Source organism: Bradyrhizobium sp. 192 (assembly GCF_023100965.1).
Taxonomy (GTDB): domain Bacteria; phylum Pseudomonadota; class Alphaproteobacteria; order Rhizobiales; family Xanthobacteraceae; genus Bradyrhizobium; species Bradyrhizobium symbiodeficiens.
Window position 1 is genome coordinate 340443 of the sequence record NZ_CP064690.1, and the last position, 18030, is coordinate 358472.

16 protein-coding genes are annotated in these 18030 nt (G+C 64.2%); 5 read left to right on the top strand and 11 right to left on the bottom strand.

Annotated elements, in window-relative coordinates:
• Positions 1-46 precede the first annotated feature (46 nt).
• Positions 47-553: an RNA pyrophosphohydrolase gene (locus tag IVB24_RS01570; protein ID WP_247771856.1), complete on the top strand. Its 507-nt coding sequence runs from the start codon at positions 47-49 to the stop codon at positions 551-553.
• 62 nt (positions 554-615) lie between these two features.
• Positions 616-1116, top strand: a complete 501-nt coding sequence (locus tag IVB24_RS01575) for an RNA pyrophosphohydrolase (protein ID WP_247771857.1) — start codon at positions 616-618, stop codon at positions 1114-1116.
• 32 nt (positions 1117-1148) lie between these two features.
• On the opposite strand, the gene IVB24_RS01580 is transcribed toward IVB24_RS01575, so the two are convergent.
• The 6 genes from IVB24_RS01580 to IVB24_RS01605 form a co-directional block, all read right to left on the bottom strand.
• Complete coding sequence (locus IVB24_RS01580; protein WP_247771858.1) at positions 1149-3002, bottom strand: caspase family protein; 1854 nt, start codon at positions 3000-3002, stop codon at positions 1149-1151.
• Between the two features lie 274 nt (positions 3003-3276).
• The gene (locus tag IVB24_RS01585) at positions 3277-3684 is read right to left on the bottom strand and encodes a F0F1 ATP synthase subunit epsilon (protein WP_140481964.1); all 408 of its coding nucleotides are present in this window, start codon (positions 3682-3684) and stop codon (positions 3277-3279) included.
• Positions 3685-3771: 87 nt separating this feature from the next.
• A complete protein-coding gene (gene atpD / locus IVB24_RS01590) occupies positions 3772-5217 on the bottom strand; it encodes a F0F1 ATP synthase subunit beta (protein WP_094972757.1) in 1446 nt (481 codons plus the stop codon).
• Between the two features lie 52 nt (positions 5218-5269).
• Positions 5270-6145, bottom strand: coding sequence for a F0F1 ATP synthase subunit gamma (locus IVB24_RS01595; protein ID WP_094972756.1), 876 nt, complete (start codon positions 6143-6145; stop codon positions 5270-5272).
• 174 nt (positions 6146-6319) lie between these two features.
• Complete coding sequence (atpA, locus tag IVB24_RS01600) at positions 6320-7849, bottom strand: F0F1 ATP synthase subunit alpha (protein WP_140481962.1); 1530 nt, start codon at positions 7847-7849, stop codon at positions 6320-6322.
• On the bottom strand, positions 7849-8409 hold the full coding sequence (locus tag IVB24_RS01605) for a F0F1 ATP synthase subunit delta (RefSeq protein ID WP_140481960.1): 561 nt from the start codon (positions 8407-8409) through the stop codon (positions 7849-7851). The genes atpA and IVB24_RS01605 overlap by 1 nt, the downstream gene beginning before the upstream one ends.
• Positions 8410-9092: 683 nt before the next feature.
• Between IVB24_RS01605 and IVB24_RS01610 the strand changes: the two genes are divergently transcribed.
• Positions 9093-9593 carry a septal ring lytic transglycosylase RlpA family protein gene (locus tag IVB24_RS01610; RefSeq protein ID WP_094972753.1) on the top strand — a complete coding sequence of 167 codons (501 nt, stop codon included), beginning with the start codon at positions 9093-9095 and terminating at the stop codon, positions 9591-9593.
• A 235-nt stretch (positions 9594-9828) separates the two neighbouring features.
• Here the strand turns inward: IVB24_RS01610 and IVB24_RS01615 are convergent, their stop codons facing one another.
• Positions 9829-12039, bottom strand: a complete 2211-nt coding sequence (locus IVB24_RS01615; protein WP_247771859.1) for a primosomal protein N' — start codon at positions 12037-12039, stop codon at positions 9829-9831.
• A gap of 112 nt (positions 12040-12151) precedes the next feature.
• Here IVB24_RS01615 and IVB24_RS01620 point away from each other — a divergent pair, with 112 nt between their 5' ends.
• Together IVB24_RS01620 and IVB24_RS01625 are read left to right on the top strand one after the other, a co-directional pair.
• Positions 12152-13117 (top strand): tyrosine recombinase XerC, encoded by a 966-nt coding sequence (locus IVB24_RS01620; RefSeq protein ID WP_094972751.1) that lies wholly within the window; start codon positions 12152-12154, stop codon positions 13115-13117.
• A gap of 100 nt (positions 13118-13217) precedes the next feature.
• Entirely contained in the window at positions 13218-13808 is a 591-nt protein-coding gene (locus tag IVB24_RS01625) for a DUF4337 domain-containing protein (RefSeq protein ID WP_094972750.1), read from the top strand.
• Between the two features lie 116 nt (positions 13809-13924).
• Here IVB24_RS01625 and IVB24_RS01630 read toward each other — a convergent pair whose 3' ends face one another.
• From IVB24_RS01630 to odhB, 4 genes are all read right to left on the bottom strand, one after another.
• Complete coding sequence (locus IVB24_RS01630) at positions 13925-14455, bottom strand: hypothetical protein (protein ID WP_094972749.1); 531 nt, start codon at positions 14453-14455, stop codon at positions 13925-13927.
• Between the two features lie 34 nt (positions 14456-14489).
• Positions 14490-15890 (bottom strand): dihydrolipoyl dehydrogenase, encoded by a 1401-nt coding sequence (lpdA, locus tag IVB24_RS01635; RefSeq protein ID WP_247771860.1) that lies wholly within the window; start codon positions 15888-15890, stop codon positions 14490-14492.
• Positions 15891-15947: 57 nt separating this feature from the next.
• The gene (locus IVB24_RS01640; RefSeq protein WP_247771861.1) at positions 15948-16697 is read right to left on the bottom strand and encodes an SDR family oxidoreductase; all 750 of its coding nucleotides are present in this window, start codon (positions 16695-16697) and stop codon (positions 15948-15950) included.
• A gap of 64 nt (positions 16698-16761) precedes the next feature.
• A complete protein-coding gene (odhB, locus tag IVB24_RS01645) occupies positions 16762-18003 on the bottom strand; it encodes a 2-oxoglutarate dehydrogenase complex dihydrolipoyllysine-residue succinyltransferase (RefSeq protein ID WP_140481949.1) in 1242 nt (413 codons plus the stop codon).
• Positions 18004-18030: the final 27 nt, after the last annotated feature.

Below are 18030 nucleotides of genomic sequence, written 5' to 3' on the forward strand. Positions count from 1 at the left end.
GGAACCGGTCAAGCCGCAACCAGCAGCATGCGAGAGGTCTGGCGGAATGGCGCGTTACGAGGATCTGCCCTACCGGACCTGCGTCGGCGTGATGCTGATCAACGCAGAGGGACTGGTGTTCATCGGCCGCCGCGCCGGCGGCATCGAGCATGTCGACGACACCCATGTCTGGCAGATGCCGCAAGGCGGCGTCGATCCCGGCGAGGACACCTGGGACGCCGCCAGGCGCGAGCTCTATGAGGAGACCAGCGTGCGCTCGATCGAGCGGCTCGGCGAGGTCTCGGACTGGCTCACTTACGACATTCCGCGCACGGTCGCCGGGCGCGCCTGGAAGGGCCGCTACCGCGGCCAGCGCCAGAAATGGTACGCGGTACGCTTCACCGGCAAGGACAGCGAGATCAATGTCGAGAAGCCCGGCGGCGGCGGCCACAAGGCCGAATTCGTGAGCTGGCGCTGGGAGCCGATGAAGAACCTGACCGGGCTGATCATTCCCTTCAAGCGCCCGGTCTATGAGCGCGTGGTACAGGAATTTTCCGCGCTGGCCGATCAATAAATCGAATTGTCGTCCCGGCTTCGGTGCTAATGCATCGCCGGACGACGATGAGAGATTGACGCGTGACGAATGAAAAACCCTACCGCCCCAACGTGGGGATCGCCCTCTTCAATGCCGATGGCCGCGTTCTGATCGGTCACCGCTTCAAGGGCGACGGGCCCGAGATCATTTTACCGGGGCTCGACTGGCAGATGCCGCAGGGCGGCGTCGACGAGGGCGAGGTCTTGCGCGATGCCGCGATGCGCGAGCTATGGGAGGAGACCAGCGTCAAAAGCGCAACCTATCTCGGCGAGACTGACTGGCTCACCTACGAATTCCCGCCTTACGACGGACCGCAGACGCATCGCCTCGCGAAATTCCGGGGCCAGCGGCAGAAATGGTTCGCGCTGCGCTTCACCGGCAAGGATAACGAGATCGACCCGCTGACACCCCGCAACGGCCAGCCCGCGGAATTCGACGCCTGGCGCTGGGAACGCCTCGATCGCGTCGCCGACCTTGTCGTGCCGTTCCGCCGCGAGGTTTACCGAGCGGTCGCGCAGCAGTTCGCGCCTTTGGCAGGATAGAGCGCGTCGCGGGCTGTCGCTGACAGCGCGTCTTACTTGGCTGCGAAGAAGAAGTCTTCCCGCCCCGGCAAGGAGCCATAGGTATAAGGCTCTTGCCGTCCGGCCGTCGCCTCCATCACGTCGTCGCGGACGAGGCGGAAGATCTTGTTGATCTCGACTCCAGGTGTGGCGATACGCTGGACCAGCGCGATCGTGAACGGCGAGTTTTCACCCTCGCCATCCAGTGCGGTCTGCCCGTGCTTGGCCGCAAACACGACCAGCGACGCGCCCTTCACCTTGACTTCGCCCAGGCCGCGGCCGATAGACCGTGTGCCAATGCTGCCGCCTTCCGTGTCCATCGCGACTGTGTCGCGCGTCCCGGTCTTTTGAATCTTGGCTGCGAAGGGATTGTTCCGGCAAGCGTCCAGGATGATGAGCTTCAGCTTCCTTGCACCGTCAATCGACGCCATGATCTGGTCCACAGGCACTGCTTCGAATTGAACATCCCTGTCGGTCTTGAGTGTCGCATCTACGGGGATGATGTAATTCTGGCCGTTCACCTCAATGCCGTGTCCGGAGTAATAAACCATCGCCCAATCTGCTTGATCGGCGTCGGCCGAAAAGGCTCTCAGCCTTGTAATGACTTTCTCTCTCGGTTCATCGATCGTCACCGTAACGACCTCAAAGCCCAGGTTGCGCAGAGAGGAGGCGACTGCCGCGGCATCTCGTCTTGGATTGCGTAATTCGCCGGCCTTTTGATATGCGGCATTGCCGATTACCAGCGCGACCCGGCGGCCCTGTTTGATCGTGGCCTGCGCATTGGCGGGTGCCAGGGGCGTCGTCAGAATGGGAGCGACGATCGCAGGTGTCGGGACCGAGGTTTCCGTGGTCACCTTGATGGGCGCCGGCAGAATGACGGGTTGCGGCGCACCTGAGTCATAAGCAGCCAGCCGCGCTCGCGCTGTTTCCTTGGCGCGGCCGGAAACATCGCTCGCGCCGAGCGAGTCGAGTTTCAAAACAGCGTCTTGAAAATCTGCGCGCGCTTTCTGCAGGTCTCCCATTTTCTCGTAGGCCAGGCCCCGGCTCAGCAAGGCCGGAGAATAGTTCGGCTCGTTCGCGAGCGCCGTGTTGTAATCCGCGATCGCAGCATTCAATTCGCCGCGAAACCTGAGCGTGTCTCCACGCGTGACGTGGGCCAGCGCATTCGAAGGTGCGGCTTTGATCGCCGCGTTTGCATCCTGCAATGCCGCATCAAGGTCGCCCCGCAGCCGCCATGCCTCGCTGCGAGAGGCATACGCCTTGTGTACGTTGGGATAAGGGCGAATTGAGATCGCCTTGGTCAGGAGCGGGATAGCGTCAGCGTATTGCTGGGTACGGTTGAGGGTGTCACCCAGATTTGCCAGGGTGTTGCTGTCGACCTTGAATGACAGCGATTTACGAAAGTCCTGGATCGCCTTGCCGTACTCGGCCCTGTTGAAATAGACGATGCCCCTCTGCTGATACGTGACCCACCCCGGTGCAAGGGCGACCTTACGGTCGGCATCGGCCAAGGCCCTTGGATCCAGAGGGTCGCATTTCAGATAGACCGATGAGCGATTGGTCAGGAGTTGCAGATAGTTGAAGTCGCGGTTCGGCCACAGATCCAGCGCCTGCGTCAGATCCTCGGCTGCAGCGGCACACCCTTCGTTGGAAGCGGGATAGGCATCAGCACGGAGCGACAGGAGTATGGCCCGCTTGATACGGCTGAGCCCGGGATTGTCCAGTGCATCTGAACACGCGCGCACTTTTTCTTGCCCGCGCGTTTCCCGACAGACTTTTTCGCCGCGAACAAACTGAGCGGAAGCTTCCGTCGACAACAGCGCCAGGAGTGCGGTCAGCAAGAACGCGCGGCATTCCGAAGCTGTCATGTCCTTGCCCAAGATCTATACGGCAGCAATCATGCCTATCTATCTTCGAGGCTCTGTCCTGTAAACCTTCGGCGCCGGGAGCTGCCGCGCCTCTCCCACGTGCGACCACTGCGACCACTGCGACCACTGCGACCACTGCGACCACTGCGACCACTGTCGCGACAGCGGTAGAATCGACAGGGCGCAATAAAAATTCAGCGCCCGTCATGGAAATGACGAGCGCTGAACTAAACCAGAAGTTTCCGATTCAAGCCCCGAAGCGGTGCCCCGGGGCTTAGTGCATAGCCGTGCTGTTGAGCTGCTGCTGAATGCTCTTGAAGTGGTCGAGCCGCTCGATCGCGTTATCGAGCTCGCCATCTTCGTGCTCCTTCAGCCCCTCTTCCATCTCCGAGATGGTCGCGGCGAACTGGGCACGGTCGAGCTCGGCCAGCGACGTCGCGACGTCGGCGAGCACGGTCAGGCCCTTTTCGGAGACTTCGGCGAGACCGCCGAGCACGATGACCTTCTCATGCCTGCCGCCGGAGGTGATGGTGAGAATGCCGGGCCGGATCGCAGCCACGACCGGCGCATGTCCTGCCAGCACGCCGAAATCACCCTCGACGCCGGGGATGTCGACCTGATCGACCTCGCCCGAGAATGCGAGCTTTTCCGGAGAGACGAGATCGAAGTGGAAGGTAGCCATGGTGTACCTGCGAATGGTGAGTAGCGAATCGCGAGTGGCGGTCGGGAGCAGCGGACTATTCGCTACTCCCCATTCGCCATTCGCTTCTTAGGCCGCTTCCGCCGCCAGCTTCTTGCCCTTCTCGACGGCTTCCTCGATCGTGCCGACCATGTAGAAGGCGGCTTCGGGCAGGTGGTCGTATTTGCCTTCCACCAGACCCTTGAAGCCCTTGATGGTGTCGGCGAGCTCGACGAACTTGCCCGGCGATCCCGTGAAGATTTCGGCGACGTGGAACGGCTGCGACATGAAGCGCTCGACCTTGCGGGCGCGCGCCACCGTCAGCTTGTCCTCTTCCGAAAGCTCGTCCATGCCGAGAATGGCGATGATGTCCTGGAGCGCCTTGTAGCGCTGCAGCACCTGCTGGACCTGACGGGCCACAGCGTAGTGCTCCTCGCCGACGACCAGCGGAGAGAGCATGCGCGAGGTCGAGTCGAGCGGATCCACCGCCGGATAGATGCCCTTTTCGGCGATCGAGCGCGACAGCGTGGTGGTCGCGTCAAGATGCGCGAACGAGGTCGCGGGCGCCGGGTCGGTCAAGTCGTCGGCCGGAACGTAGATGGCCTGCACCGAGGTGATCGAACCCTTCTGCGTGGTAGTGATGCGCTCCTGCAGCGCGCCCATGTCGGTGGCGAGCGTCGGCTGATAACCCACGGCCGAAGGAATACGACCCAACAGCGCCGACACTTCCGAGCCGGCCTGGGTGAAGCGGAAGATGTTGTCGACGAAGAACAGCACGTCCTGGCCCTTGTCGCGGAAGTCTTCCGCGATGGTGAGACCCGTGAGCGCGACGCGGGCGCGGGCGCCGGGCGGCTCGTTCATCTGGCCGAACACCAGCGCGCACTTCGACTTCACGCTCGGATCCGGATTCTTCGGATCGGCGTTGACCTTGGATTCGATGAACTCGTGATAGAGGTCGTTGCCCTCGCGGGTACGCTCGCCGACGCCGGCGAACACGGAGTAACCACCGTGCGCCTTCGCGACGTTGTTGATCAGCTCCTGAATCAGCACGGTCTTGCCGACGCCGGCGCCGCCGAACAGGCCGATCTTGCCGCCCTTCGCATACGGAGCCAGAAGATCGACGACCTTGATGCCGGTCACCAGAATTTCGGCTTCGGTCGACTGGTCGGTGTAGCTCGGCGCGTCCTGGTGGATCGGGCGCAGGCCTTCGGACTTGACGGGACCGGCTTCGTCAATCGGCTCGCCGATGACGTTGATGATGCGGCCGAGCGTGCCTTCGCCGACGGGAACGCGGATCGGCTGGCCGGTGTCGGTCACTTCCTGGCCGCGCACCAGACCCTCGGTCACGTCCATCGCGATCGTGCGCACGGTGGACTCACCGAGATGCTGCGCAACTTCCAGCACGAGGCGGATGTTGCCGTTCCTGGTTTCCAGCGAATTCAGAATGGCCGGCAGGTGGCCGCCCTCAAACTTGACGTCGACGACGGCGCCCATGACCTGGGTGACGCGACCGACCTGGTTAGCTGCTGTAGCCATGAAGCTCTCCTTCGAAATTCTGTACTTGAACGACCGTCGTTGAGTTCTTGCGTCAGACCGCCTCGGCGCCGGAGATGATCTCGATCAGCTCCTTGGTGATCTGGGCTTGACGGGTTCGGTTGTAGATCTGGGTTTGCTTGCGGATCATTTCGCCGGCGTTGCGGGTGGCGTTGTCCATCGAGCTCATCTGCGCGCCGTAGAACGAAGCGTTGTTCTCCAGCAGCGCGCGGAAGATCTGCACCGCGATGTTGCGCGGCAGCAGGCCCGAAAGGAGTTCGTCCTCCTCCGGCTCGTATTCGTAGGACGTCACCGGCGTGTTCGCCGCCTTCGCTTCCACGACCAGCGGAATGATCTGCTGCGCGGTCGGGATCTGGGCGATCACCGACTTGAACTGCGCGTAGAACAGCGTGCAGACGTCGAACTCGCCGTTCTCGAAACGGGCCAGCACCTTCCTGGCGATGTCCTCGGCGTTGACGAAACCGAGCTGACGAACGCTGCGCAAATCGAGATGCTCGACAATCTGCTTGTCGAACAGGCGGCGGAGCTGCTCATAGCCCTTGCGGCCGACGCAGAAGAATTTGACTTCCTTGCCCTGCGCCATGAGCGCCTGGGCGCGATCGCGGGCGAGACGCACGATCGAGGAGTTGAAGGCACCCGACAGGCCGCGTTCGCCGGTGCAGACCAGCAGCAGGTGAACCTGGTCCTTGCCGGTGCCGGCAAGCAGCGCCGGCGCGCCGGGCGAACCGGCGGCAGCGCCGGCGATGTTGGAGATCACCGCGCTCATCTTGTCGGCATAGGGGCGTGCGGCTTCGGCCGCCTGCTGGGCACGGCGCAACCTGGACGCAGCGACCATCTGCATGGCCTTGGTGATCTTTTGCGTCGCCTTGGTGGAGGCGATGCGCACGCGCATGTCTTTAAGTGACGCCATTCTTCGTTCACCCCGGCGATCAGCCTGTGGCTGGACCGCGACCCTATCCTGTCGTCATGCCCGGGCGTGTCCCGGGCATCCACGTCTTCGTCTCCACGCAGCAACACGTGGATGGCCGGGACTTCAATTGCGAAGACGCACTTCGCACTTTAGCCTGGCCCTGACGCTTCTCGATTACGCGAAGCTCTTCGCAAAACCTTCGACCACCGACTTCAGCTTGGCGGCAGTGTCGTCGGTGAGGTCGCGGGTGTCGCGGATTGAATTGAGGATATCGGCATTCTTGCCGCGCAGCAGCGACAGCAGACCGTCCTCGAAAGCGCGCACCTTGTTGACCGGCAGCGGATCGAGATAGCCGTTGGTGCCGGCCCAGATGACGCAGACCTGCTCTTCCATCTTCAGCGGCGAGAACTGCGGCTGCTTCAGGAGCTCGGTCAGGCGCGAGCCGCGGTTCAGCAGCCGCTGGGTCGAGGCGTCGAGGTCGGAGCCGAACTGCGCGAACGCCGCCATTTCGCGGTACTGCGCCAGCTCGCCCTTGATCTTGCCGGCGACTTTCTTGGTGGCCTTGGTCTGCGCCGAGGAGCCGACGCGCGACACCGAGAGACCGACGTTCACCGCGGGACGGATGCCCTGGAAGAACAGGTCGGTTTCCAGGAAGATCTGACCGTCGGTGATCGAGATGACGTTGGTCGGAATGTAGGCCGACACGTCGTTGGCCTGGGTTTCGATGACCGGCAGCGCCGTCAGCGAGCCCGAGCCCTGGTCCGCGTTCAGCTTGGCCGCGCGCTCGAGCAGGCGGGAGTGCAGATAGAACACGTCGCCGGGATAGGCTTCGCGGCCCGGCGGGCGGCGCAGCAGCAGCGACATCTGGCGGTAGGCGACGGCCTGCTTGGACAGATCGTCATAGATGATGACGGCGTGCATGCCGTTGTCGCGGAAATACTCGCCCATGGTGCAGCCGGTGAACGGCGCGATGTACTGCATCGGCGCCGGATCCGACGCGGTGGCGGCGACGACGATCGAATATTCGAGCGCGCCCTGCTCTTCCAGCACCTTGACGAACTGGGCGACGGTCGAACGCTTCTGGCCGACTGCGACGTAGACGCAGTACAGCTTGATGTTCTCGTCGGGCTGCGCGTTGAGCGGCTTCTGGTTCAGGATGGTGTCGAGCGCGATCGCAGTCTTGCCGGTCTGACGGTCGCCGATGATCAACTCGCGCTGGCCACGGCCGATCGGGATCAGGGCGTCGATCGCCTTGAGGCCGGTCGCCATTGGCTCGTTCACCGACTTGCGCGGAATGATGCCGGGTGCCTTGACGTCGACGCGCATGCGCTTGTCGGCCTGGATCGGGCCCTTGCCGTCGATCGGGTTACCGAGACCGTCGACGACGCGGCCGAGCAGGCCCTTGCCGACCGGCGCGTCCACGATGGCGCGGGTGCGCTTGACGGTCTGGCCTTCCTTGATCTCACGGTCGCCGCCGAAGATCACGACGCCGACATTGTCGGTTTCGAGGTTCAGCGCCATGCCGCGGGTGCCGTTCTCGAACTCGACCATTTCGCCGGCCTGGACGTTGTCCAGACCGTAGACGCGGGCGATACCGTCGCCGACGGACAGCACCTGTCCGACTTCGGAGACTTCAGCTTCCTGGCCGAAATTCTTGATCTGGTCCTTGAGGATCGCGGAAATTTCCGCGGCGCGGATGTCCATCAGCCTGCCTCTTTCATCGCGTGCTTGATCGAATTGAGTTTGGTGCGAAGCGAACTATCGACCATGCGGCTGCCGAGCTTGACGACGAGGCCACCGATGATCGAGGGATCGACATTCACGTTGAGCGCGACGTCCTTGCCGGTCACCGACTTCAGGGCAACCTTGAGGGCGTCGAGATTCTTGTCCGAAAGCGTTTCCGCCACAGTGACGTCGGCCGTCACCTCGCCCTTGAACCTGGCGACCAGGGCGCGGTAGGCGCGAATGACGTCGACCACCACGAACAGCCGGCGATTGGCAGTCAGGACTTTCAGGAAATTGGCGGAGATGCCGGCGATGCCGGCCTTGGCCAGCACGGCCGAAAGGGCCCTGGACTGGGCCTCGGCTGCGAAAACCGGGCTGCGGACGAGGCGCCTCAGGTCGGCGCTCTCGTTCAGCAGGGCCTCGAATTTCTCGAGATCTGCCTTGACCTCGTCGACCACTTTCTGATCGCGGGCCAGATCAAACAAGGCCGTTGCATAACGGCCGGACACACCGGAAACGGACGTATCTTCTGCAGCCACAGACGCGCTCTTTTTGCTGTCAAACTCGCAAGGGAAAAACCGTCGCCACGAAGCGGCGCCAAGCGATCCAAGCCCTTGGAATTCAAGCGGGACTTCGATTTCCGGCCGACACGGGACGTGCCGGGTCCGTTAAAATCGCGGCTTTGCTAACATAGCAGGCGCGCAGGTGCAACATGACGCCAAATTAAAGGCACGAGGTTCTGTCGCCAGTTCGTCGCACGCTGGAGGCGTCGATCACCTGATCCGAAGACGCATCGAGGGACTCGAGCGAGAACCTGGTGACGACCTACCGCGTCGCGGAATTGTTGCGGGGGCTCCACCCTGGTCTCCCCCTTTTTGGTTCCTGCCCTCAGCGCATAGCGGCCATGAACACGGATCGCTGAGGCGTGACCCCAGTGCCGTCAACTCCACTCGCCGAATACTTACCGAATTCTAAACGCAGCAAGCGAGGACTTCGTTTTACAGTATTGATAAGTAATTAGCAGATTAAATAATCGTTAAAGCCGAAGAATTCAAAACATCAGCTGCAATATCGGTGCCAGTAACAAGATGTTTCGTGATGACACAGAACAGATTTACTGCCCAATTCACGCCGCATTGGGAATCGAAACGCCAACCCGCTCACAAACTGATGGGGGCTCCACTAGCCACACATGTGGCAATACTAGCTTAGGGACCACTAAATGCTGTCTTTGAAGACGCTGGGCTCCGTGACCCGGCCGCGTACGGCGATCGCTTTCGTTGCCGCAACTCTCCTCATCGGTGGCACCGCCACCGAAGCTTCCGCCAAATCCCGGCATCACCGGCATCATCATCACCGCCACCATGCTCAGACCGATACCAACGCGACCTCCGATTGGCGCAATGCCAATGCGTCGATGACGCCGTCACAGGGCTCGGGCCGCAGCTTCTCCGGCATGGCCTCCTTTTACGGCAACGAGTCCGGCAGCCGCACGGCCTCGGGCCAGCGCTTCAACCAGAACGCCTTGACCGCGGCGCACCGCTCGCTGCCGTTCGGCACCAAGCTGCGTGTCACCCATGGCGGCCAGAGTGTCATCGTCACCATCAATGACCGCGGCCCCTTCATTCGCGGCCGCGTGCTCGACCTCTCCACGGGCGCAGCTCGCGCCATCGGCCTCACGAGCCGCGGCGTCGGCCGCGTCACCGCGGAAGTCGTCTCCTGAGGCGCTTCACACGCCCTCACAATACGCGCAGATTTCCATCAGTTTGATGCGCGTCTGAAACAAGCCCGCGGTCTTGGGGGACCGCGGGCTTTTTTGCGTCCTGTCATTCCGGGGCGATGCGCAGCATCGAGCCCGGAATCCATCGGGCGTCAGGGACCGCGGTGAAATGGATTCCGGGCTCGCGACTTCGTCGCGCCCCGGAATGACGACGGAGGGTATGGACGCGGCGGTGGTCTTACAAAAAGCTCTGCGGATCGACGTCCACTTCGAGCTTCTGATTGCCCGTCGGCTTCGGGCAGACCGCGAGCCAGTTGCGCAAATAGTCCGACAGGTCGAAGCCGCGCGCCGATTTCACCAGGATGCGGAAGCGGTAGCGGCCCTTGATCACGGCGAGCGGTGCTTCGGCCGGTCCCAGCACCACGACGCGCTCGTCGCGCGGGGCGAGCGCCACGATACGACGGCCGAGGCCTTCGGCGCTCGGGCGGTCGCCGGCGGAGATGATCAGGCTGGCGAGCCGGCCGAACGGCGGATACAGCGTGCGCTCACGCAGATCGATCTCGCTGTCGTAGAAGGCCTCGCGGTCGCAGGCGATCAGCGCCTTCATCACGGGGTGATCGGGCTGGTGGGTCTGAAGATAGCCGATGCCGCGGCCCTGCTCGCGCCCGGCGCGGCCGATCACCTGGTTGAGCAATTGCCAGGTGCGCTCCGCCGCGCGCGGATCGCCGTTGGAGAGGCCGAGATCCGCATCGATCACGCCGACCAGATTGAGCCGCGGGAAATTGTGGCCCTTGGCCACCAGCTGCGTGCCGATGATGATGTCGACGCGGCCCTCCGCGATCTCGGCAAGCTCGCTGCGCATGGTCTCGATCGAGGTGATGAGATCGCTCGACAGCACCATGGTGCGCGCGTCCGGAAACAGCGCCGCGGCTTCCTCCTGCAAACGCTCGACGCCGGGCCCGACCGCAACCAGCGATTCTTCCGCCGAACAGTTCGGGCAGAGATGCGGACGCGGCATCGAGAAGCCGCAATGGTGGCAGACCAGGCGCTGGCGAAAGCGGTGATCGACCAGCCAGGCATCGCAGATGGTGCAGGCGAAGCGATGGCCGCAGCCGCGGCACAGCGTCAGCGGCGCGTAGCCGCGGCGATTGAGGAACAGCAGCGCCTGCTCGCGCTTTTCGATCGCTTTTCTGATCTCGCCGGCAAGCCGCGGCGAGATATAGCGGCCGCGCGCCGGCGGCTCGCGGCGCAGGTCGATGGCCTCGATATGCGGCATGTGCTGGCCGCCGAAGCGCGAGGGCAGCGCGATGCGCTGATAGCGGTTCTTGCGCGCATTGACCTCGGACTCGACCGACGGCGTCGCCGAGGCCAGCACGATCGGGATCTTGGCGATATGCCCGCGCACCACCGCCATGTCGCGGGCATGATAATGCACGCCCTCGTCCTGCTTGTAGGCCTGGTCGTGCTCTTCATCGACGACGATCAGCCCGAGATTCGCGTAGGGCAAGAACAGCGCCGAGCGCGCGCCGACCACGACCGGGGCGGTGCCTGCGGAGATCGCCGCCCAATTGCGGGCGCGGGTGCGCGGGGTCAGCTCGGAATGCCATTCGATCGGCCGCGCGCCAAAGCGTTGCGCGAAGCGGTCGAGGAACTGGCCGGTGAGCGCGATCTCCGGCATCAGGATCAGCGATTGCCCGCCGCGACGGATGGTTTCAGCAACGGCCTCGAAATACACCTCGGTCTTGCCCGAACCGGTGACGCCGTCGAGCAGCGCGACGTGAAAGCTCCCATTGGCCGCAAGCGCGCGCATCGCGTCCACGCCGGCGCGCTGCAGCGGCGAAAAATCCGGCCGGGCGAAATCGGGATCGGGGCTGGGTGGCGGTGCGGGCGGCGGCATCGGCTCGACCGTGAGCGTGCCTTCGTCGACGAGGCCGTCGATCACGCCTGCGGATACGCCCGCCTCTTTCGCAGCCTCCGACTTGCCGTGCAGCAGCCGGTCCGACAGCACCTCGATCAGTCGCTGGCGTGCCGGGGTCAGCCTCTTCGGGGGATCGCCGACCAGGCGCACGCCGGGACGCACCCGCTCGGGCCCGAGATTTTCGCCCATCCGCAGGCACATGCGCAGCACCATGCCGCGCGGGCTCAGCGTGTAATTGGCGACCCAGTCGACCACCGCCCGCAGTTCGGGCTTGAGCGGCGGAATGTCGAGCTTTTCGCTGACCTCCTTGAGACGGTTATGCAGGCGGGGATCGGGATTGGCGTTCTCTCCCCAGACCACGGCCAGCACCTCGCGCGCGCCGAGCGGCACGCCGACGAGATCGCCCGCTTTAAGCTCCATCCCGCGCGGCACCTTGTAGGAATAGGTCTGGTCGAGCGCGACCGGCACCAGCACGTCGACCATGCCGGTCGCGTGGGTGGGGGCGGTGGTGCTGCGCGGCGTGTGATCCATGAACGGAGAATCGGAACCCGGGGGCTTGAAGGCTAGCGCCCAGGGGCCGCCTTAGCGAACGATAAACGAGTGTGATGCGATATACTGGGTGGAATCATTACGTCCAGTGCGCATGAGCAAAGCCGCCGCCCCACCACTCGAGCTCGCCAGCGCCGATCCCTCGATCGCGCAGGAGATGGCGCGCTGGCTGTTGCATCTCGGCGCCGAGCGGCGGTTGTCGCCGAAGACGCTGGAGGCCTATGGCCGCGACTTGCGGCAGTGCCTGGATTTCCTCTGCAGCCATTGGGGCGAGCGCGTGACGCTCGAGCGCTTCGCGGCGCTGGAGGCCACCGACGTCCGTGCCTTCATGGCGATGCGCCGCGCCGACGACATTGCCGGCCGCTCGCTGATGCGCGCGCTGGCCGGCCTTCGCTCGTTCGGCCGCTTCCTCGAGCGCGAAGGCAAGGGCAAGGTCGGCGCACTCTCGGCGATCCGTGCACCGAAGGTGGCCAAGACCTTGCCGAAGCCGCTGCCGATGGCATCGGCCAAGCGCCTTGCCGATGCCGACGAGCGGGCCGGCGAGGATCGCGAGACCTGGATCCTTGCGCGCGATGCCGCGGTGATGGCGCTGTTGTACGGCTCCGGCCTGCGCATCTCCGAGGCGCTCGGCCTGAAGCGCCGCGAGGTGCCGCGTCCCGGCGAGGGCGACGTCTTGATCGTGACCGGCAAAGGCAACAAGACCCGGATGGTGCCGGTGCTGCAGAACGTGCTGAGGCTCGTGCAGGACTACGTCGCGATGTGCCCCTATCCGCTGCCCGCCGAAGGCCCGATCTTCGTCGGCGCGCGCGGCGGCCCCTTGAGCCCGCGCATCATCCAGCTCGCGATGGAGCGACTGCGCGGCGCACTCGGCCTGCCCGACAGCGCGACGCCGCACGCGCTCCGGCATTCCTTCGCTACACATCTGCTGTCACGCGGCGGGGATTTGCGCGCAATCCAGGAATTGCTCGGCCATTCCTCGCTCTCGACCACGCAGATCTACACCGGCATCGATTCCGAGCGCCTGCTGGAAGTCTATGCCAGCGCGCATCCGCGGCGGTGAACGCCACTGATTCCTGACATGAAGCTGTCACAGCGCGCGTGCCTCTTGCGCTGGCCTCGCGGTTCGGTCAATCGTTGCGGAACCGAGGCAGGAGACCCTTATGAGCGCACATGAAAGCATGGAGCATGCCGAGCACGCCGAACACGCGTCCGGCTCGAACAAGAAGATCGCGCTCCTGATCGCCGTGCTGGCGCTGTTCCTGGCGATCTCCGAAACGCTCGGCAAGGGCGCCCAGACCGAATCGATCAGCAAGAACGTCGAGGCTTCCAACCTCTGGGCGTTCTTCCAGGCCAAGAGCATCCGACGAACCGTGGTGCAGACCGCGGCCGACCAGGGCAAGCTCATCCTCGGCGCGGCGAGCGACGAGGCTAACAAGGCGGCGGTGCAGAAGCAGATCGAGGACTGGCAGAAGACCGCGGCGCGCTATCGCTCCGAGCCCGAGACTGGCGAAGGCACCGAACAGCTCGCCGAAAAGGCCAAGCACGCCGAGCACGAACGCGACGAGGCGACCGCGAAGTACCATCATTTCGAGCTGGCGTCGGCCGCCTTCCAGATCGGCATCGTGCTGGCGTCAGCCACCATCATCACGGGCATGATCGCGCTCGCCTATGTCGCCGGTGCTTTGACGCTGGCCGGCATCTTCATGACCGCACTCGGCCTGTGGATGCCGCATATGTTGCATTTGCATTGAGAGGTTGAAGGGCACTTGTAGCCCGGATGAGCGAAGCGATATCCGGGAAGCCGCGACAAAGAATCCCGGATATCGCTTCGCTCATCCGGGCTACGGCACCGTGATTGCGGAGACGCTCACCGCGCTTCGTGCACGCTCTTGCGAAAACGCTGGATCAGACGCAGCGTTCGGGACGACCAGCCTTCGCCGTTGCCGGCGATCAGCTCGCGGATGCGGCGCTTGATCGGGTCGACCAGCTCGGACGCCTTGGCGCGCAGCTTGAGCACCAGATCGTAGATACGCTCGAACCAGTGCATCTCCAGGAGCTTGTCGCGCGTCACGTCGAACACGAAGGCGGTGACGCCGACGCCGAGCATTTTCGCGAAGACGATCGTGAAGACCGCGCTGGTCCAGTATTCATGGGTCAGCAGCCACAGGCCGACCAGCTTGAGCGGAAACAGCGGGACGATGGGGACCGCGAACACGATCAGTGTCATGGCCGGCGACAGCGCATCGACGCGCTCCGACAGCCATTGCTTGAATCGGGCGAGCGGGACGATTGCGACAACCCGCGCGACAATGGGCTCGAGATGGTCCCACAGCCAGGCTTCGATCAGGAAGACGATCGCAAGCAGGACCCAGACCGGTTGAAGAAGGCGGCGCAACATGTGTTTCCCGCCCGATTCGGCGCTGGGCGCGCTGCTACATATGGATGGCCCGCTTGCCGACTGCAAGCGCAGCCTCCTTGATGGCCTCGGAGCGGGTCGGATGCGCGTGGCAGGTGCGCGCGAGATCTTCCGCACTGCCGCCAAATTCCATGAGAACGCACGCTTCATGGATCATTTCGCCGGCTTCGCGGCCGATAATGTGCACGCCGAGCACGCGATCGGTCTTCGCATCTGCGAGAATCTTCACGAAGCCGTCGGTGGTCTGGTTGACCTTGGAGCGGCCATTGGCGGTGAACGGAAATTTTCCGACCGTATAGGCCACGCCCGCCTGTTTCAGCTCCTCCTCGGTCTTGCCGACCGCGGATACTTCGGGCGTGGTATACACGACGCCCGGGATCACGTCGTAATTCACGTGGCCGGCTTGCCCTGCGATGATCTCGGCGACCGCAACGCCTTCGTCCTCCGCCTTGTGCGCGAGCATCGGGCCTGCGACGACGTCGCCGATGGCATAGACGCCCTTCACGCTGGTGGCGAAATGCGGATCGATCTGCACGCGGCCACGATTGTCTAGCGCGACGCCGGCCTCCTTCAGGCCGAGCGCGTCGGTGTAGGGGACGCGGCCGATGCAGACTAGCACGACGTCGGCTTCGAGCGTCTCGGCGGCGCCCCCGGCGGCGGGCTCGATCGTCGCCTTCAGCATCTTGCCTGACGTGTCGACGGCGGTGACCTTGGCGCCCAGCTTGAACGCAAAGCCCTGCTTCTCGAGGATGCGCTGGAATTGCTTGGCGATCTCGCCGTCCATGCCGGGCAGGATGCGATCGAGGAATTCGACGACGACGACTTCGGCGCCGAGACGATGCCAGACCGAGCCGAGCTCGAGGCCAATCACGCCGGCGCCGACGATCAGGAGCTTGCCGGGGACCTTGTCGAGCGACAGCGCGCCGGTCGAGGACACGATGCGCTTCTCGTCGATCTCGATGCCTTTGAGGCGCGCGATGTCGGACCCGGTAGCGATCACGATGTTCTTGGTCTCGATGATCTGCGACTTGCCGTCGGCGGAGACTTCGACCTTGCCGGTCCCCAGGATCTTGCCGGTGCCCTTGAGCACGTCGACCTTGTTCTTCTTCATCAGGAACTCGACGCCCTTGACGTTGCCGTCGATGCCCTGCTGCTTGAAGTTCATCATCGCAGGCAGGTCGAGCTTCGGCGAGGAAACGCTGACGCCCATCTTGGCGAAGGAGTGTCCCGCTTCCTCGAACATCTCGGAGGCGTGCAACAGCGCCTTCGAGGGCATGCAGCCGACATTGAGGCAGGTGCCGCCGAGCGTGGCGTTCTTTTCGACCACGGCGACCTTCATGCCGAGCTGGCTGGCGCGCACCGCGCAGACATAACCGCCAGGTCCGGTGCCGATGACGACGAGATCGTAGGGTGCCATGAGAGAAAGTCCCGTGAGTTTAGCGTGATGAGGATGTGTCAGCGTCCGCGCGGCGCGTCAGCGTCCGCCGGACACATCGAGAGTGGCTGCGGTGACGTAAGAGGCCTCGTCCGACATCAGCCAGACGATGGCATTGGCGATTTCATCCGCGGTGCCGACGCGCTTCATCGGCACCATGTGGGCCAGACGATGGTGACGGTCGGGCTCGCCGCCCGAGGCGTGGATTTCGGTGTCGATCAGGCCCGGGCGGATGCCCGCGACGCGAATGCCTTCGCCTGCGACCTCATAGCCGAGGCCGGTGGTGAAGGAATCGATCGCGCCCTTGGACGCGGCGTAGTCGACATAGGTGTTGGGCGCGCCGAGCTTGGCAGCGACCGACGACAGATTGACGATGACGCCGCCCTTGCCACCGTGCCTGGTAGACATGCGCTTGACGGCCTCGCGCGCGCAGAGGATGGAGCCGGTGACGTTGACTGCCATCACGCGCTGGATGCGCTCGGCCGACATTTCGTCGACGCGCACGCCGCTCGTGCCGACGATACCGCCGTTGTTGACGAGTGCGCCGAGGGTGCCGAACTTGTCGGCTTCCTTGAACAGGTCGACGATGTCGCGCTCCTCGGCGACGTCGCACTTTACCGCGATCGCCTTGCCGTTGCTGGCCTCGATCAGCGCGACGACCTCGTCGGCGGCTCTCTTGTTGCTGGCATAGCCGACCACGACTCGGTAGCCGCGCGCAGCCGCCGCAATCGCAGTCGCCCGCCCGATGCCGCGGCTGCCGCCGGTGATGACAACGACTTTATCTTTCACGCGCGCCTCCATGGTTCGACATGCGCCGTCGCAAAGAGCGACGGCGCTCGCAGAGCATCAGGGATCAGAGATCGAGCACCAGGCGAGCCGGATCTTCCAGGCTCTCCTTGACGCGCACCAGGAAGGTGACGGCTTCCTTGCCGTCGATGACGCGGTGATCGTAGGACAGCGCCAGATACATCATCGGGCGGACCTCGATCTTGCCGCCGACGACCATCGGCCGCTCCTGGATCTTGTGCATGCCGAGGATGCCGGACTGCGGCGCGTTCAGGATCGGGGTCGACATCAGCGAGCCGTAGATGCCGCCGTTGGTGATGGTGAAGGTGCCGCCCTGCATTTCGTCGATCTTGAGCTGACCGTCACGGGCGCGGCGGCCGAAATCGGCGATGCCCTTCTCGATGTCGGCGATCGACTTGTTATCGCAGTCGCGCACGACGGGCACGACGAGCCCCTTGTCGGTGCCGACGGCGACGCCGATGTGATAGTAGTTCTTGTAGATCAGATCGGTGCCGTCGATTTCGGCGTTGACGGCCGGGATGTCCTTCAGCGCCTGCACGACGGCCTTGGTGAAGAAGCCCATGAAGCCGAGCTTGGAGCCGTGCTTCTTCTCGAACGCGTCCTTGTAGTGCGCACGCAGCGCCATCACGTTGGTCATGTCGACCTCGTTGAAGGTCGTCAGCATGGCTGCGGTGTTCTGCACATCCTTGAGACGGCGCGCGATGGTCTGGCGCAGGCGGGTCATCTTGACGCGCTCTTCGCGGGCGGCGTCATCGGCCGGCGAGGGCGCGCGCACCTGCACGGCGGCGGCGGGCTGGTTGACCGGGGTCGGCGCCGAGGCCGCACGCTCGATCGCAGCCAGCATGTCGCCCTTGGTGACGCGGCCGTCCTTGCCGGAGCCCGGAACGGTGGAGGCATCGACGCCGGTCTCGGCCGAGAGCTTGCGCACGGAGGGGGCGAGCGGTGCGTCGGCCGGCGGCGCCTTCGCGGCCGGAGCCGGTGCGGAAGCAGCAGCGGCGGCAGGAGCGGCAGCGGCGGGCTTGGCGGGTGCAGCAGCGGGCTTGGCAGCGCCGGCACCATCGGTGATCTGGCCGAGCAGCGCGCCGACCGCGACGGTCGTGCCGTCGGCGGCGACGATCTCGCTCAACGTGCCCGCCGAGGGCGCCGGGACCTCGATGGTGACCTTGTCGGTCTCGAGCTCCACGAGGGGCTCGTCGACGGCGACGGGGTCGCCGGCCTTCTTGAACCAGCGGCCGATGGTGGCCTCGGTGACGGATTCGCCGAGCGTCGGCACACGAATTTCAGTCATGGTCTTTTCCTTAAGGGATCGCCGGTG